Raw genomic sequence first — 16,221 nt, forward strand, 5'->3', positions numbered from 1 at the left:
GCTCGTCATCTAGAATCGGCCGGTGGTTGACCGCCGTCGCGACATTCAAGGGTTGCGGGCGGTAGCCATTCTTCTCGTCGTCGCTTATCACAGCGGTCTGCCCGTCTCCGGCGGATTCATCGGTGTCGACGTCTTCTTCGTCATCTCCGGATTCGTGATCACCCGACTGCTGCTGCGTGAGACCGATCGGGCGGGGCGCATCGACGTGCGGCGCTTCTACGCGCGCCGGGTGCGGCGTCTGCTGCCCGCGCTCGCACTCCTGATTATCGTGGTGCTCCCGGTGACCGCCGTCATCCAAAGTCCGCTGGGGTCAATGCAGGTCGCGGCGCGAACCGCCGCCGCCGCGGCGTTGTTCGTCTCGAACGCGGTGCTTTTCCTGGAACCCTCGGGCTACTTCGCCGCGCCGGCGGTGATGAATCCATTCCTGCACACCTGGTCGCTGGCAGTCGAGGAGCAGTTCTACCTGATATTCCCGGGCCTGATGGTGCTGGCGGCTGACGTGGCAATGCTGCGGCGGGTCAGTCGGCTGCTCATCACGTTCTCGCTGCTTCTGGCGCTATCGGTCTCATCGCTGCTGCTCGCGATCTACCTGACGGCCAGCGATGGTCTCCCTTTTCACGCGCACAACGCGGCATTCTCGTTTTACAGCTCGCCCACGCGCGCATGGGAATTCGGGGTCGGTGCGCTGATCGCGCTGGGGGAGAGCCGGATACGCCGATGGAGCAGTCGGGTGGCGTTGCCGATCGCGGTCCTGGGTGCGGCCGGTGTCCTCTGGGGCGCCGTCGCGATATCCGCGACGGACCCGTTTCCGGGAATCAATGCGCTGGTCCCGGTGCTGGGCTCGGGCCTGCTGATCGTCGCGGGGTCGGTATCGGCGCAGCAGCCCGTCGGCTGGGTGCTGTCCTCGGCGCCGATGCAATGGATGGGGGACTTGTCCTATAGCTGGTACCTGTGGCACTGGCCGCTCATCGTTTTCGCCAACAATCTGTTGAGCGCCGAGTATCGGTGGGTGGTGCCCTGCGCGGGCGTGCTCTCGCTGCTTCCGGCCTGGTTGTCGAAGCGCTATGTCGAAGACCCGATTCGTGCGGGCCGAAAGCTGGCCGATCTTCGCGCGCCGCGACTCGCGGCGACCTCCGTCGGATTGGCGGTGCTCGTTTCGGCGGTGACATTCGGTGCCGCACAGATAGCCACACCCGCGATTCGTGACGCGCGTGCGCAGCGAGCGGCCCATCTGGATGTCGTCAGAGGGTGTATCGGCAACATGCCGGATGACGAAAAGACTCGTCTGGACTGCGTGTGGCCCGGAGGCGGAGACGTCGATTCGCGGTCGGTCGTACTTGTCGGTGATTCCAACGCCGGACAGTTCGCCGAGGCGCTCATCCCGGCGGCGACACAGCAAAACCGGACGATGATCCTCGCGACAAACGCAGCCTGCCCCTTCGTCGAGCTCGTCCTCGATCCCTCACCGCCTGGCTGCATCGATTTCGTGCGGAGCTGGACGAGCGCGCTGGCGGCAGTCCGGCCGGGACTGGCGGTGATCGCCTCCGCATCAAGCGATTACTTCCTGGCCGATCAACATGTCCGCTTCCAGCTTCCTGATACGCAGGAATGGGTCGGCGATGATGCCGGTAAGGGCCGGTTGTGGCAGCAGGGGATGGCGGCGGTGCTGCAGAAGCTGTCGGCGGTGCGCGTCCCCGTGGTCGTCGTGCATACCTTGCCGCATTTCGTGAACTGGGATCTGTACAAATGCCCGGGTTACGAGGCCTGGACATCCCCCTCCCACTGCGGCCGCACCGTCGCGTTGGCGGACATTCAGCGGCAACAGAACATCGCCATGGCGGCCGAGCAGCGTGCCGCCGGTGGACTTCCCGGGGTGTCCACCGTTGACCTGGGTTCAGCGATGTGTCCGGACGCCATATGCCGCACCAATATGGGTGCGCGCTGGGTGGCGCGCGACGGCGGGCACATCACGGTGGGCGAAGCTCAACGGCTGCAGCCGGAATTCACGCGCCTCATCGCTGAGCGCGCCCGTGCATGAGTCGACGAGAATGACGTGACTCGCGGTATCCCAGCCCAACGTCGCTGGGCCACATGATTCCGGGTCAGCAACCTTCTCTGCTGTGCCGGAGGGCTCGCGTGGGCCGAGACCGGCGTGCGTGTCAATTCCGGGTCGTGCGATCGGATGCTTTGCTGTTGATTCGGCGCTGTGCGTGTGTCGTGCGGTGGGGAACGTTCTGGGGCTGTGGCCTGTGCAGGAGTTCTCTGTGCAGTGTTGTGCATCTCGCAACGAACGGCTGAGTTAGCGACGGTGGTCCAGCTGGTATACCTTTGTGATGCCGCATTGCTGATAGTCCGGCAGTGGCTCGACAAACTCGCTGATCTGGAGGGTTGGGCAGCGAGAGGGGTCGAAGAAATCATGTCTGAGCAAATAATGACGAATGGACACACCGATGCAGGTCTCGCAGGGTCGACGAGAAATCACCAAGGTGCGGTTGCGCACAACCGGCGTGGCAGCGCTCGCAGCGCTGGCCCTTGTGGCACTTCCCGGTGTGGCCAGTGCCGACCCCGAGGTACTGCAGTCCACTGATCAGCTCGGCCTGCGGTTCGAGAAGACCAGCACTCCTCAGCCGGAGGGGGCAACCACCACCATCACGGTGCGTACCGCCGACGGCAAGGTTGTGCAGACGATCTCCGAGCCCTTCAAAGGCTGGCTCAACGGCGCGGCGGTCGAGTTGCGCGACATCGATCAGGACGGGCGTGACGATCTGCTCGTTCAGGTAGACGCGCGCGTCAAGGACGGGAAATGGGCGATCTGGCACGCGTCGGGTAGCAACCCGAAGCTGTCACGCGTCGGCGTCGTCGACGGGCATCCAGTGCCTGCCGGACCTGGTGTGATCGAGACGGAGACCGAGCAGGGCACATTCTTCTACACCATCAAGGGCAACGCACTGGCCATCGCGCCCGCGCCTGCCGCGTAGCCTCGCGGTTTGATACCGCCGCATTAGCCAAATGTGCTGTGGTGCACTCTATTAGGTATGTCAGAGGCTTTGCACCCCGTCTTTCAGCCGCGTTTCGAAACAGTTCTCGCACGTAACCCGGGAGAGGCAGAGTTTCAGCAGGCTGTTTTCGAGGTGATGGCCAGTCTGACTCCCTTGGTGGGCAAGACACCGGACTACGACCGCTGGTCGATTCTGCAACGGATCTGTGAACCAGAGCGGCAGATCATCTTTCGGGTCCCATGGATCAGGGACGATGGCGCTGTCGAGATCAACCGTGGCTACCGGGTGGAGTTCAACTCCGCGCTCGGCCCCTACAAGGGTGGCCTGCGCTTCCATCCGAGCGTGAACCTGTCGATCGTGAAATTCCTTGGCTTCGAGCAGATGTTCAAGAACGCGCTCACCGGGCTGCCCATCGGCGGCGGCAAGGGCGGATCCGATTTCGATCCCAAGGGCCGCTCTGACGCCGAAATCATGCGCTTCTGTCAGTCCTTCATGACCGAGCTCTATCGGCACCTCGGCGAATACACGGATGTGCCCGCCGGCGATATCGGCGTGGGTCAGCGGGAAATCGGGTACCTCTTCGGGCAGTACAAGCGCATCACCAATCGCTACGAATCCGGTGTGCTGACGGGCAAGGGGTTGCCCTGGGGCGGATCTCAGGTGCGCACCGAAGCCACCGGCTATGGAGTCGTACTTTTCGCCGAGGAGATGCTCGCAACCCGTGCACAATCGTTGGCCGGGAAGACAGTGGTGGTGTCCGGCGCGGGGAATGTCGCGATCTACGCCGTGGAGAAGGCGCAGCAGTTGGGCGCGAAGGTCATCGCCTGCTCGGACAGCGACGGCTACATCGTCGACGAGCGGGGCCTGAATCTCGAACTCCTCAAGGAGATCAAGGAGGTCCGGCGGGGCCGGCTCTCCGAGTATGTCGCCGAGCACGGCGGGGGAGCGCGCCAGATCACTGACGGCACCCTCTGGGAGGTGCCCTGCCAGGTCGCGCTGCCGTGCGCCACTCAGAACGAACTCGACGGCAAGGATGCCCGCAGGCTCATCGACAACGGTGTGCAGCTCGTCGCCGAGGGCGCCAACATGCCCTGCACGCCGGAGGCGGTGAAGAACCTCCAGGACGCGGGGGTGCTGTACGCGCCCGGCAAGGCGTCGAACGCCGGTGGAGTAGCGACCAGTGCGCTCGAAATGCAGCAGAACGCCAGCCGCGACTCATGGTCGTTCGAGCAGACCGAAAACCGCCTGCAATCGATCATGCGATCCATCCACGCCACCTGCATCGAAACCGCGGATCACTACGGGGACCCGGGGAACTATGTGACCGGCGCCAATCTGGCCGGATACACGCGTGTCGCCGACGCGATGGTCGCCCTCGGCGTCATCTGAGGAGCGTGTTCGATCGTTCGGCTCCGGTCGTGTGCGTGCTGTGTTGTCAGTGACGTATGCGCAGGTGCGGCGGGTTGGTGCTCGCGGTCGTCGCGGCATTATCTGGCGCCGGGGTAGCGCACGCCGACCGGCCCGAGCCGGTGCCGCTGTACGGCACCTACGACACCTACCTGGATCATTCACGGCAGACATTCGAGGGCAGGCCGGATGCCTCGGACCCGTCAGCGCAGGCGGCGAGCTTCACCACCATTTGCGGCGCGCAGGGGTGTGTGGCGCATTGGTTGCGGCCAGATCCGACGTCCTGGTGCCGAACGGTGATGGCAGCTTTTCGGGTGAGCGCACGTTCACGGTCGGCGCACCGGGATGTCCGGACGATGGACCGGGTACCTACTGGCTGCCGTTCACGCTGACACCCACCGATTGACCGGTCGGCGGCACCGATTTGGTCCGTACGTCCAGGCCACCTACACTTGACCGGTTGCCTGGGCTGTGTTTCGCCCATGGCCGGTCGGTACGTGCTTTCGGGTTCTATGGATAGCACTACCGATGCACGACCCCTGACCGAACCCGGTCAGATACGGAAGATCACTTCGCAGTAGGCCCACCACGGGATGTACCAGGCCCTTTACGGGAACCGGTACGAGCGTGCTGTATGGGAACCGCGGCGAGAAAGGTTGATGGACTCTGTCATGACTATGACTGATCCGATCGCAGACTTTCTGACACGTCTGCGCAATGCCAACTCGGCATACCACGATGAGGTGACCCTGCCGCATTCGAAGATCAAGGCCAATATCGCCGAGATCCTCAAGCGCGAGGGCTACATCACCGATTACCGCACCGAGGACGCCCGCGTGGGCAAGAGCCTGGTTGTCTCGCTCAAGTACGGCCCTAGCCGTGAGCGCAGCATCGCCGGCCTGCGACGCGTGTCGAAGCCCGGTCTGCGTGTGTACGCAAAATCCACCAATCTGCCCAAGGTTCTCGGTGGCCTTGGCGTGGCGATCATCTCCACGTCCACTGGCCTGCTCACCGACCGTCAGGCGTCCCGACAGGGCGTGGGCGGCGAAGTCCTCGCGTACGTCTGGTAGGGGAGGACTACAAACATGTCGCGTATTGGAAAGCAGCCAGTGCTGGTTCCCGCCGGAGTGGACGTCAACATCGACGGCCAGAACGTTTCGGTCAAGGGTTCCAAGGGCACACTCGAACTGACAGTGAGCGAGCCGATTTCGGTGTCGCGCAACGACGATGGCGCCATCGTGGTCACCCGTCCCGATGACGAGCGGCGCAACCGCTCGCTCCACGGACTGTCTCGCACCCTGATCGCCAACCTGGTGACCGGTGTGACGCAGGGTTACACCACCAAGATGGAGATCTTCGGCGTGGGTTACCGCGTCGTCGCCAAGGGATCGAACCTGGAGTTCGCGCTCGGTTACAGCCACCCCGTGCTGATCGAGGCGCCCGAGGGCATCACGTTCGCGGTCGAGACCCCCACCAAGTTCTCGGTCAGCGGAATCGACAAGCAGAAGGTTGGCCAGATCTCGGCCAACATCCGCCGCCTGCGTCGCCCCGACCCCTACAAGGGCAAGGGCATTCGCTACGAGGGTGAGCAGATCCGCCGCAAGGTCGGAAAGACAGGTAAGTGACCATGGCTCAAACGAAGACAGAAGCGAAGCAGCACGAGCCCGTCGGCAAGAGTGTTTCGGAGGCGCGTCGCACCTCGCGTCTGCGCCGCCACGCACGTCTGCGCAAGAAGGTGTCCGGTACGGACGCGCGGCCTCGTCTGGTCGTCAACCGTTCGGCCCGCCACATCCACGTGCAGCTGGTCAACGATCTCACCGGCACCACGCTGGCGGCGGCCTCGTCCATCGAGCCCGACGTGCAGGCAGTGGACGGCGACAAGAAGGCACGCAGCGCTCGGGTCGGTCAGCTGATCGCCGAGCGTGCGAAGGCTGCCGGCGTGGACACCGTGGTGTTCGACCGCGGTGGCTACACCTACGGTGGCCGGATTGCCGCACTCGCCGACGCCGCCCGCGAGAACGGGCTGGTGTTCTGATGTTCGTGACTTTCAACGGAAGGAATGCATGATGGCGCAGCGCAATTCTGGCGCTCCCGATAATGCGGGCGGCGCCAACGAGGGTCGCGATGGCGGCCGTGGACGCCGCGACAACCGCGACGACCGTCGTGGTGGGCGTGACAACGCCGAGAAGAGCAACTACCTGGAGCGCGTTGTCACCATCAACCGCGTCTCCAAGGTCGTCAAGGGTGGTCGCCGGTTCAGCTTCACCGCGCTGGTGATCGTCGGCGACGGCAACGGCCTGGTGGGCGTTGGCTACGGCAAGGCCAAGGAAGTTCCGGCCGCTATCGCCAAGGGTGTGGACGAGGCTCGCAAGAACTTCTTCCGCGTTCCGCTTATCGGCGGCACCATCGTCCACCCCGTTCAGGGCGAGGATTCCGCCGGTGTCGTCATGCTGCGTCCGGCCTCGGCCGGTACCGGTGTGATCGCCGGTGGTGCTGCTCGCGCGGTGCTGGAGTGCGCTGGTGTGCACGACATCCTGGCCAAGTCGCTGGGTAGCGACAACGCCATCAACGTGGTCCACGCAACCGTCGCGGCGCTCAAGCAGCTGCAGCGCCCCGAAGAGGTTGCGGCACGTCGCGGTCTGCCCATCGAGGATGTGGCACCGGCCGGCATGCTCCGGGCTCGTGCAGAGTTCGCAGCTGCGGCAGCACAGGGAGGCAGCCATGGCTGATCTGAAGATCACCCAGGTGCGCAGCACCATCGGATCCCGGTGGAAGCAGCGCGAATCGTTGAAGACACTGGGCCTGCGCAAGATTCGCCAGACCGTTGTCCGTGAGGACAACGCGCAGACCCGCGGCCTGCTCCAGGTGGTTCGCCACCTGGTCACCGTCGAGGACGTGAAGTAAATGACCATCAAATTGCATCATCTACGCCCGGCCCCGGGCTCTAAGACCGAGCGCACCCGCGTCGGTCGTGGTGAGGGGTCCAAGGGTAAGACCGCGGGTCGCGGTACCAAGGGCACCAAGGCACGCAAGAACGTGCCGGTGACCTTCGAGGGTGGGCAGATGCCCATCCACATGCGGCTTCCGAAGCTCAAGGGCTTCAAGAACCGCTTCCGCACCGAGTACCAGGTGGTGAACGTGGCCGACATCGAGCGGCTGTTCCCCGAGGGTGGCGACGTCACCATTGAGGCCCTGGTTGCCAAGGGTGCGGTGCGCAAGAACGAGCTGGTGAAGGTGCTCGGCAACGGCGACCTCAAGGTCAAGGTGTCGGTGACTGCCAACAAGTTCAGCGATGCGGCTCGCGAGAAGATCACCGCCGCAGGCGGATCGGTCAACGAGGCCTAGTAAGCACTTTCTGCAGAGGGCGTCCACCTTCGGGTGGGCGCCCTTTCTGTTTCGCCGAGCGTGAAGCCAAGGCGACGATGCGGCCGATTTTCCGTCTTGGCTTCACACTCGGCGTCAGGTCAGTTGCGGGATGACCTCGGCGGCAAGACGCTCCATCTGCTCGCGATCGGCCGCTACGTCCTCGCCGACGGGATTGAGCAGGATCATCTCTGCACCCGCGTCGGCCACCTCACGCAGACCGGCGACGACCTCGTCGGCAGTGCCCCACACCGGCACGGCGTCAATGCCGTTCATCTCGCCATAGATTCGGCGCAGCCCTGCCTGGACGCGCGTGTGGGCGAGGTCCCGATCGTCGTCGATCATTAGGTAGACGCGCTTGCCGATCGGGAAGCCGGCCGCGTCCTTCCCCTGGCTCTGCAACGCAGTGTGCAGCTGCGTGACCTCCTCGGCGAAGGCAGCCGTGGTGGAGGAACCTGCGCCGAGGAACGCATCGCCATGGCGCACCGCGCGGGCGAGTGCGGCGGGCGCATGCCCGCCGAACCAGATGGGCGGATGCGGACGTTGTACGGGCTTGGGCTGGATTGCCAGATCGTCGACATTCCGGAAGCGCCCATGAAAGGTGATGCGCTCCTGGTCTGACCACGCCAGCTTCATCAGATCGAGTCCCTCGGTGAAGCTCGCGATGAAGGTCGCCTTGTCCACACCGAACGCCGCGAAGTTGCGGAAACCGCCGCCCGGGGCGACTCCGATGTCCAGACGCCCGTGACTGAGACGGTCCACCGCGGTGATGGCGGAGGCCAGCTGTAGCGGATCATGTTGTGAGGCGACGAGCACCGCGACGCCAAGGCGCAGGCGCGTGGTACATGCCGCCGCATACGCCAGTAGCTCCAGCGGAGCGATGATCGGTGAAGAGCCGACGGTCTGTTCCAGGGTCCAGCCGCCCTCGAAACCAAGCTCCTCGGCGCGTCTCAGATAGGCCCGGACGCCGTCGGCATCGAAGCTGCCGGTGTCGAACTGGGGAATGGAGATCGAGAACCGCATCCCACCACGGTACGTCCGGCTAGCGCTTCCGGTAGATATCGGCGACCCAGGCCTGCTTGCAGAATCGGTCCTGTGCGGAGGGTGGGTCCACGCCCGCGTCCGTCAAGGCCTGGTTCGTCTTCTCGGCTTGCCCTGGGGGAACATCGTCGTAGTTGAAGGAACACAACGTGTTTCCGTTGGTGTACCAGGTGCGGGCGGGATCGGGTGGATCTGGCCAGTCCGCCGCCTGCACGAAGAGGGAGCCGAGTCCCACCACCTTGTCGTTGACGAACCGGTAGAGGGATGCCCTTCCCGATCCGGCGCCGGTACTGGCGTAGAACGCGGCGAAGTGTTCATCGGTCGTCCGGAAATCCGGATAGCCGACTACCTGTCCCGCGTGAGAGAACTTCCCGGAGTCCTTGTTGACCCGCCACACATCCAGGACATCGCCATCGGAGCCGACGGTGTTCACCACTACCAGCTCATCGCGGCCGTCACGATCCAAGTCGGCAAGAAGCGGCGGAGTTCGTTCCGGTTTGTTGACGGGAACGGTAAAGGTCTGCCGCTCGGTCCCATTGGGCTCGTACACCTTGATGGTGACGGGGGGTGAGCCCAGCACCTCGAACGTCAGCTTCGCCGAATCCTTGGACCGCAACACGCAGTCCAGGGCCGGGTCTGGATCCGGTTCGATCGCTTGCGGCGTGATCGACGAGCACAGTGGCAGCGCATCGAGGCGGCTGGGTGCCGAGCTCGTCGGCGTTGCGGCGCGGTGAATACCGCCGTGATTGCATGCCGCCAGGGTCATCCCCATGACGAAAAGTGCAGTGGCACCCCACTTTTTCATATGCGCCTCACCGTGCGCCCTGCCGGTACAACGTCGCTACCCAGGGCTGCAGACAGAAATGCTCCTCGGCGGTGGCCGGGTCGACACCGGCGGCACGCAACGCGTCCGTTCGTGCCCCAAGTGCTCCCGGCGGATCATCGGAGGTGTTCATCGCGCATTTGACGTTGGCGTTGAGGCGCCACTTCGGATCGAGAGGCTTGTTGTCGACACGTCTTTCGGTATCCAGCAGTGCCAGCACCGCCAACTTGTTGTCGACGAAGCGGAACAGCGCCGCCACCCCGGCGTCGGCGCCGTTGCGCGAGAAGATTCCGATGAATCGATCGGAGGTCATCCAGAATCTCGGGACCCCGAAGATCGTTCCGGTCATGTCGAATTGATCGGAGTTCGGCCGCGAGCGCCACACGTCCATGAGATCCCCGGCAGGGTCTCCGGTCGCCGTGACTACCAACAGCTCTTCACGCTTGTCCTGATCCAAATCCTGCAGGAACGGGAGGCGCTGCTGGAAGATCGGGTGAGGTACGCGAATGGACTGCGACTGTGTGCCATTGCCATTGAACACGCGGATAGTCCCGGCGGGGGTGCCCAGCATTTCGAAGATGACACCGCTGCCGTCCGAGGTACGGATCGTGCAGTCGAGCGCCGGATCCGCTTGCGGATTTCCGGGCTGGGTCGGGGCGGTGTCGCAGGTGGGAAGTGCGGCCAATCGCCCGGCGTTCTGGTCGGGGGGTGGCGGGGCGTGCTTGGCATTGGCGATGGTGGTGGCCATCAGCTGATCCAGCAGGCCGGCGTCCACCTGGCCGGTTCCTTCCACCTCGAACACGACCGAGCGCACTCTGGCGAGCAGAATGCGCTGTCCACGTACTCCCGACGGCTGTTTACTGGCCGATGCGTCATCCAGGTCGGTGCTCGCACTGGTGTACACGTAGGTTTGCACGCCGTCGACAGTCGGACCGGGTGCGAAGGTGTCGGTGACGTGCCGGTTACGCACCTCCGGCTGGGCGAATGTCGGAAACGCCTTGTCGTACTGACCGCACTTCTTGATCCAGGTGCTGGTCAACGCGAATACGTCGGCGTTCTCGCGTTCACGATTCACCGTGACGATGATGTGGTTACCGTCCGGGTCCGCCTCGTGGAATGTCGAGGCCACGTAGTACAGGTTCCAGTCCGACCCATCAGGAGTCCTCGAAAAGGACTTGCCGAAGGGCGTGTAGAGGCATTCGGGCGGACGCGTTTCACCGTCGGTTTGTCCGTGCACGCCCAGCCCGGAACCGTCGTCGGAGGCGATATCCGGCGGACGGGTTGTTCCCTGCGCGGGGAAGTCGGCATCCACTGGCAGCAGGCTGGCGAGCTCGGCGTTGTTCCGCCCACCCAGATCGGTGTGATTGGGATGGAACTTGCCGCGGTACTCGGGAAACAAGCCGGGGTAGCTACGGGTGGGAGCTGCCGCGGTCGATGACGTCGATGGTGACGGTGTGAATTCGCGTGACCCGGAGGTGTCGATACACCCGGATACTGTCGTCACCGCGAGTAGCGCGGTGACCTGGGCCAAGACCTTTTTGGCCATCGTCTTCTGTGCACGTGTCATCGTTGCCCCTCCGCCAGCGAATGGCTTCGACCCTACGCGCCGAGCAGAACGGCAGCACGGATTTGTGGCCGGGAGCATTGCCGCATTCGTCGGTACGCTCAAGGCATGTTCGCTTTCACCACACCCTCGGACGTTCACGATCTGCTGACCAAGGTCGACACCGCGCGTCACCGGGGTGTGCCGCGGGACTGCATCCTGGAGCTCGACCTGCTCGAGGTCCCGCCGGAAGCCGTCAGCTTCGATCCGCTGGGCCTCGTGTTCTCCGGGGCGAGTAGGCCCCTGTCACTGCGGCACACCATCGCAGCCATCCACCGGGCGATTGACGATCCGCGGGTCGCCGGTCTCATCGCCCGTGTGCAGATCCCTCCAGCCGCCGCCGGAGCTGTCCAGGAGCTGAGGGCCGCCATCGAGGCCTTCAGCGCCGTCAAGCCGAGCGTGGCGTGGGCCGAGACCTACCCGGGCACCCTGGCCTACTACCTGGCATCGGCCTTCGGTGAGGTGTGGATGCAGCCCTCCGGCACGGTGGGACTCATCGGATTCGCGGCCAACGGGACCTTCCTGCGCGGCGCCCTCGATAAGGCCGGAGTGGAGGCGCAGTTCCTCTCCCGTGGTCAATACAAGTCGGCGGCAAATCTTTTCACGGAGGACGGCTACACCGAGGCGCAGCGGGAGGCCGACGGGCGACTGCTAGCGAGCCTGTCCGAACAGGTTCGCGACGGCGTCGCCGCATCGCGCAAGCTGGAACCGGCCGATGTGGACGCCCTGGCAGACCGCGCGCCATTGCGGCGCACCGATGCGGTGGCCGCCGGATTGGTGGATCGCATCGGGTATCGCGACGAGGCGTATGCGCGCATCGCTGAAGTGACCGGTGTAAAGGCCGATAAAGAACCCCCGCTGCTGTATCTGGCGCGCTACGCCCGGGCCACCCGGCCGCAGGTGCCGAGCCTGCCCGGCCGTCCGTCGCGGCGGACCATCGGCGTGGTCACCCTGGCGGGACCGATTGTGAGCGGCCGCAGCGGGCCCCGGCTCTTCCCACCAGGGCCGGCCAGCGGAGGTGACGTGATCGCCGAGGCGCTGCGCGATGCCGTCGCCGACGATTCAGTGGCCGCCATCGTGTTGCGTGTGGACAGCCCCGGTGGTTCGGTTAACGGCTCGGAGACCATTTGGCGAGAAGTGATCCGGGCGCGTGAGGCAGGCAAGCCAGTGGTGGCGTCCATGGGTGCCGTCGCGGGGTCGGGTGGCTATTACGTCGCCATGGGTGCCGACGCGATTATCGCCAATCCGGGGACTATCACCGGTTCCATCGGGGTGATCACCGGAAAGTTCATCACTCGCGGACTCAAGGAGAAGCTCGGCGTCGCGTCGGCCACGCTGCGCACCAACGCAAACGCCGACGCGTGGTCGAGTAATGAACCCTTCACCGACGAGCAACGTGATCTCGTCGAGGCCGAGATCGACATGCACTACGACGATTTCGTGCAGCGGGTCGCCGACGGGCGGAACCTCACCATCGATGCCGTGAAAGCGGTTGCGCAGGGCAGGATCTGGTCGGGCAAGGATGCGCTGGAGCACGGCCTCGTCGATGAGCTCGGTGGATTCCGTGACGCGGTGGCCAAGGCCAAGGGGCTCGCGGACATCGAGGCCGACGACGAGGTGCGGATCGCGAGCTTCCCAAGCTCGCCGCTCACCTCGCTGCTGCGGCAGCGCGCGTCGTCGCAGCCCGCCGCCGCGGCCGTGACCGATGCGGTGCTGGGGCGGGTGGCGCAGCTGGCTTTGGAGACGGTGCAGCGCGCCCAACGATCGATCGGCAGCGCGCAGACCATGATGATGGGCGACTACCGCTTCTAGTCGCGCGGCACCAGCATGTTTCGCCGGGACCGGGGCTGACACCGACTAACGTATCGGGGGCAGTTGCCGGCGAAAGGGCGTGGCGTGAACACCGAACTGACCGTGTTTCAGAAACGTGTGCTCGCAGTTCTCACCGGGGTGGGCATCGCCGTCGGCATCTACTTTCTGCGCGGCTACTTCATCCTGATCGTCGTCGCGGCGGTGGCCGCATATCTGTTCACACCGCTGTATCGGCGTCTGGGTCGGCGATTCGGATCGGGCGTGGCCGCCACGCTGACGTTGCTGTGCGCGCTGGGAGCGGTGGTGGTTCCGGTCGGTGCGCTGGTTTACGTTGCGACGGTTCAGATCACCCGCATGGTCGACAGTGTCTCGAACTGGGTGGGGGACACCGATATGACCGCACTCGGGCAGAAGGCGTTCGCGGTGATTAACGACGTCTTGGTCCGGATCCCATTCGTGCACGTCCAGCTGACCCCGGACAGCTTGCGGCAGTCGATCGCGTCATTGGCGGAGAACGTTGGGCAAGGGCTGCTGCAGGTGCTGCAGAGCGCCGTCGGCAGCGTTGCGGCGGCGGTTGCGGCGTGCATCATCTTCCTGTACGTGTTTGTCTCGCTCCTGGTCAAACAGGACAGGGTGCTCACCCTGCTGCGGCAGCTCAATCCGCTGGGGGAGGAGATCACCGATCTGTATCTCGACAAGATCGGTGCAATGGTGCGCGGAACGGTCAAGGGCCAGTTCGTCATTGCGATGGCGCAGGGTGTCGCGGGCGCCGCGTCGATCTACGTCGCCGGCTTCCAGCAGGGGTTCTTTTTCTTCGCGATACTGCTGACCGCGTTGTCGATCATCCCGCTGGGGGGCGGCATCGTGACGATTCCATTCGGCATCGGCATGATCCTCTTCGGTCACCCCGTCGGTGGACTGTTCGTCATCGCCTGGCACCTCCTGGTGGTGTCCAACATCGACAATGTGCTGCGCCCCTTCCTCGTACCGCGCGGCGCACGTCTGGACCCCGCATTGATGCTCCTGGCGGTCTTCTCGGGTATCGCGGCGTTCGGATTCTGGGGAATCGTGCTGGGCCCGGTGTTGATGATTGTCATCGTGACTACGATCGACGTGTATCTCGCTGTTTATAAAGGAGTTCCGTTTGCGAACTCCGATACCGACGAGCCCGAAATGCGGAGGCGGGCCTGGTGGAAGTGGGGCCGCTCGCGCGTGGAGAGGCTAGCCCAGTGACGCGTCGACGTACACGATGTTGGGGAATATCGTGCGCAGCAATGGGTTCGGCGGGTCTAGGTTGAGCCGCGCGTAGAGCGCGTCGTTCTCCTCGGTGACCACCGACCAGCCGTGTTCGGCCAGCCAATCCGCGGCCATTTGGCGCTCTTCGGTGTAGACGAGCGACTCCATATCCAAATCCAGTGTGTCGCCCGCGAATTGGCGGGTGAGTTCGCGGGCCTTGGAGAAGTCGGCGGTCTCCAGGCCGGGAACCTGCTCACATACGAGGCGGCTACCCGGTGCGCTGAGCTCGGTGACTGAGGCGAACAACCGATCCTGTGCCTCCGGGGGCAGGTAGATCAGCAGCCCCTCGGCAGACCACACCGTCGGTTGTGCAGGGTCGAAACCGGCCGCTTTTAAGGCGGTTGGCCAGTCATCGCGCAAGTCGATCGCCACGGTGCGCCGGTTGGCGCTCGGTGAGGCTCCCAACTCGGCCAGGGTGTCGGTCTTGAACGCGATCACGTCCGGCTGGTCGAGCTCGTACACGGTGGTACCGGCCGGCCAATCCAGGCGATAGGCCCGGGTGTCGAGTCCCGACGCGAGGATGACGACCTGGCGTACTCCTGCGGCGGTGGCGGACTCGAAGGCGGTGTCGTAGTACCAGGTGCGGCTTGCCATCCCGTTGGCCATACCGTCCGCGGTGATGCCCAGTTGCACCAGACCTGCCATCTGTTCGGGGTCGAAATCGCCCGAGGCCAGCTTGGTGAAGTACTCGATGCCGACCGCACGCACCAGCGGCTCCGCGTAGGGATCGCTGATCAAGGCATTGGGCACTTGGCTGGCCAGCGCACGCTGCGCGGCCACCATCGTCGCCGTCGCTCCGACACTTGAGGCCAAGTCCCAGCTGTCGTCATCGGTCCGCGTCATCGAGGCTCCTTTGGAGGTTGTCGGGCTGCCCCGACCATAGTGCGCCGCTGTCTGCGATTGCGCACCCCCGGGGCCGTGGCCTGCGCAAATTCAGTTGCGTGCGACCCGGATCGAGGTGTTTGCTGTTCCGGCACTGAGGGCGGCCGAGATATCAGGAGGTGAACGTGGCCGAAACAGAAGTGCGGCCACGTGCGGCCGCCACCGGAGACAGCGTGATGAAGCTGCACCGGCGTTCCGTGACGCTCGACGGACGGTCCTACACGGTCATCACGCTGCGCGCCGACGCCGATGTGCGGTTCTCCACCAACCGGTTTCATGAGACCTGGCATGTGATCTCCGATGAGGCGGGCGCCAAGACGCTGGCCCGGCTGCTGTGGGGTCTGGCATACCAGCGGCATCCCGGCACTCTGGTGCTCGTCGACCGTGCGCACCTCGAACCGAATCCGTTCGACGCCGAACCGGCGGACCCGATTGTGCTGCTGCCGTCGCGTCTGACCGTGCTCACCCGGCAGGCGGCAACGGCATTGCGGGGGCAGCCGCTGACCAAGCCCGAGGGGACCGTGCGCTGGCGCACCCACGGCCTGGACAGCTGGGCAGCCGAATTTCGTGAGTGGCGGGACATGCCCGGCGGCCAACGGCAGTATCCGTACACACCCGAACCCACCGGGTGGGAGACCGCCGAACGGATCGGCGGGGTGCTGGTTTTGGCGGGCGGCCCGCAGACGTTGCGGCAATGGGCCACCCATGCCGAACTGATGCGCATCGTCGCCCCGTGGGACACGGATTACGAATATCTCGCCGATCGCGAAGGCGAGATTCAGATCTTCCTGAACTACCGCCGCGAGGTCGCCATCGCGAAACGGGCGCGAGCCGATGTCTTGTCCGCGCCGCATCCCACCGATATCGAGCAACTGCGAGAACATATTTGGCTGCGGGCCGCGCAGATCCGGTCTCAACACACGGGTAATGCCGATGAACGCTCGGTGACCGGCCCCGAGTCACGGACGCGCGGTGGTAATTTCGGCCGGTGAAGG

At 64.7% G+C, this 16,221-nt stretch carries 16 protein-coding genes and 1 pseudogene; 13 read left to right on the plus strand and 4 right to left on the minus strand.

What is annotated here, in order from left to right; genetic code table 11:
• The first annotated feature begins 22 nt into the window (after positions 1-22).
• The 10 genes and pseudogenes from B4383_RS03220 to rplO all read left to right on the plus strand — a co-directional run bounded on the left by B4383_RS03220 (position 23) and on the right by rplO (position 7,751).
• Complete coding sequence (locus tag B4383_RS03220; protein WP_078288384.1) at positions 23-2,038, plus strand: acyltransferase family protein; 2,016 nt, start codon at positions 23-25, stop codon at positions 2,036-2,038.
• 412 nt (positions 2,039-2,450) lie between these two features.
• Positions 2,451-2,978: a hypothetical protein gene (locus B4383_RS03225; RefSeq protein WP_078288746.1), complete on the plus strand. Its 528-nt coding sequence runs from the start codon at positions 2,451-2,453 to the stop codon at positions 2,976-2,978.
• 57 nt (positions 2,979-3,035) lie between these two features.
• Positions 3,036-4,388 carry an NADP-specific glutamate dehydrogenase gene (gene gdhA / locus B4383_RS03230; protein ID WP_078288383.1) on the plus strand — a complete coding sequence of 451 codons (1,353 nt, stop codon included), beginning with the start codon at positions 3,036-3,038 and terminating at the stop codon, positions 4,386-4,388.
• A gap of 56 nt (positions 4,389-4,444) precedes the next feature.
• Positions 4,445-4,812, plus strand: a pseudogene (locus B4383_RS03235) (hypothetical protein).
• 265 nt (positions 4,813-5,077) lie between these two features.
• Positions 5,078-5,476: a 30S ribosomal protein S8 gene (gene rpsH, locus B4383_RS03245; RefSeq protein ID WP_078288382.1), complete on the plus strand. Its 399-nt coding sequence runs from the start codon at positions 5,078-5,080 to the stop codon at positions 5,474-5,476.
• Between the two features lie 15 nt (positions 5,477-5,491).
• A complete protein-coding gene (rplF, locus tag B4383_RS03250) occupies positions 5,492-6,031 on the plus strand; it encodes a 50S ribosomal protein L6 (protein ID WP_078288381.1) in 540 nt (179 codons plus the stop codon).
• Between the two features lie 2 nt (positions 6,032-6,033).
• On the plus strand, positions 6,034-6,441 hold the full coding sequence (gene rplR / locus B4383_RS03255; protein WP_078288380.1) for a 50S ribosomal protein L18: 408 nt from the start codon (positions 6,034-6,036) through the stop codon (positions 6,439-6,441).
• A gap of 28 nt (positions 6,442-6,469) precedes the next feature.
• A complete protein-coding gene (gene rpsE / locus B4383_RS03260) occupies positions 6,470-7,135 on the plus strand; it encodes a 30S ribosomal protein S5 (protein ID WP_030096715.1) in 666 nt (221 codons plus the stop codon).
• Positions 7,128-7,310 (plus strand): 50S ribosomal protein L30, encoded by a 183-nt coding sequence (gene rpmD / locus B4383_RS03265; protein WP_070938530.1) that lies wholly within the window; start codon positions 7,128-7,130, stop codon positions 7,308-7,310. Before rpsE ends, rpmD begins: the two co-directional genes overlap by 8 nt.
• Positions 7,311-7,751, plus strand: coding sequence for a 50S ribosomal protein L15 (rplO, locus tag B4383_RS03270; protein WP_078288379.1), 441 nt, complete (start codon positions 7,311-7,313; stop codon positions 7,749-7,751).
• Between the two features lie 114 nt (positions 7,752-7,865).
• Here rplO and B4383_RS03275 read toward each other — a convergent pair whose 3' ends face one another.
• The 3 genes from B4383_RS03275 to B4383_RS03285 are packed head-to-tail and all read right to left on the minus strand — an operon-like array spanning position 7,866 to position 11,200.
• Complete coding sequence (locus B4383_RS03275; protein ID WP_078288378.1) at positions 7,866-8,792, minus strand: LLM class flavin-dependent oxidoreductase; 927 nt, start codon at positions 8,790-8,792, stop codon at positions 7,866-7,868.
• Between the two features lie 19 nt (positions 8,793-8,811).
• Positions 8,812-9,615, minus strand: a complete 804-nt coding sequence (locus B4383_RS03280; protein WP_078288377.1) for a hypothetical protein — start codon at positions 9,613-9,615, stop codon at positions 8,812-8,814.
• A 7-nt stretch (positions 9,616-9,622) separates the two neighbouring features.
• Positions 9,623-11,200, minus strand: a complete 1,578-nt coding sequence (locus B4383_RS03285) for a sensor domain-containing protein (protein ID WP_078288376.1) — start codon at positions 11,198-11,200, stop codon at positions 9,623-9,625.
• 105 nt (positions 11,201-11,305) lie between these two features.
• Between B4383_RS03285 and sppA the strand changes: the two genes are divergently transcribed.
• Together sppA and B4383_RS03295 are read left to right on the plus strand one after the other, a co-directional pair.
• A complete protein-coding gene (gene sppA, locus B4383_RS03290) occupies positions 11,306-13,048 on the plus strand; it encodes a signal peptide peptidase SppA (protein WP_078288375.1) in 1,743 nt (580 codons plus the stop codon).
• An 84-nt stretch (positions 13,049-13,132) separates the two neighbouring features.
• Entirely contained in the window at positions 13,133-14,281 is a 1,149-nt protein-coding gene (locus tag B4383_RS03295; protein ID WP_078288374.1) for an AI-2E family transporter, read from the plus strand.
• Here B4383_RS03295 and B4383_RS03300 read toward each other — a convergent pair.
• On the minus strand, positions 14,270-15,187 hold the full coding sequence (locus tag B4383_RS03300; RefSeq protein ID WP_078288373.1) for a class I SAM-dependent methyltransferase: 918 nt from the start codon (positions 15,185-15,187) through the stop codon (positions 14,270-14,272). The genes B4383_RS03295 and B4383_RS03300 overlap by 12 nt on opposite strands.
• 164 nt (positions 15,188-15,351) lie before the next feature.
• Between B4383_RS03300 and B4383_RS03305 the strand changes: the two genes are divergently transcribed.
• Positions 15,352-16,218, plus strand: coding sequence for a hypothetical protein (locus B4383_RS03305; RefSeq protein ID WP_078288745.1), 867 nt, complete (start codon positions 15,352-15,354; stop codon positions 16,216-16,218).
• Positions 16,219-16,221 lie beyond the last annotated feature (3 nt).

This window comes from Mycobacterium sp. D16R24 (genome assembly GCF_002013385.1).
Lineage (GTDB): Bacteria > Actinomycetota > Actinomycetes > Mycobacteriales > Mycobacteriaceae > Mycobacterium.

Coding starts and splice junctions, on each gene's coding strand:
- B4383_RS03225 (WP_078288746.1), top strand. CDS start 2,451: ATGCAGGTCTCGCAGGGTCGACGAGAAATCACCAAGGTGCGGTTGCGC.
- gdhA (WP_078288383.1), top strand. CDS start 3,036: ATGTCAGAGGCTTTGCACCCCGTCTTTCAGCCGCGTTTCGAAACAGTT.
- rpsH (WP_078288382.1), top strand. CDS start 5,078: ATGACTATGACTGATCCGATCGCAGACTTTCTGACACGTCTGCGCAAT.
- rplF (WP_078288381.1), top strand. CDS start 5,492: ATGTCGCGTATTGGAAAGCAGCCAGTGCTGGTTCCCGCCGGAGTGGAC.
- rplR (WP_078288380.1), top strand. CDS start 6,034: ATGGCTCAAACGAAGACAGAAGCGAAGCAGCACGAGCCCGTCGGCAAG.
- rpsE (WP_030096715.1), top strand. CDS start 6,470: ATGATGGCGCAGCGCAATTCTGGCGCTCCCGATAATGCGGGCGGCGCC.
- rpmD (WP_070938530.1), top strand. CDS start 7,128: ATGGCTGATCTGAAGATCACCCAGGTGCGCAGCACCATCGGATCCCGG.
- rplO (WP_078288379.1), top strand. CDS start 7,311: ATGACCATCAAATTGCATCATCTACGCCCGGCCCCGGGCTCTAAGACC.
- B4383_RS03275 (WP_078288378.1), bottom strand. CDS start 8,792: ATGCGGTTCTCGATCTCCATTCCCCAGTTCGACACCGGCAGCTTCGAT.
- B4383_RS03280 (WP_078288377.1), bottom strand. CDS start 9,615: ATGAAAAAGTGGGGTGCCACTGCACTTTTCGTCATGGGGATGACCCTG.
- B4383_RS03285 (WP_078288376.1), bottom strand. CDS start 11,200: ATGACACGTGCACAGAAGACGATGGCCAAAAAGGTCTTGGCCCAGGTC.
- sppA (WP_078288375.1), top strand. CDS start 11,306: ATGTTCGCTTTCACCACACCCTCGGACGTTCACGATCTGCTGACCAAG.
- B4383_RS03300 (WP_078288373.1), bottom strand. CDS start 15,187: ATGACGCGGACCGATGACGACAGCTGGGACTTGGCCTCAAGTGTCGGA.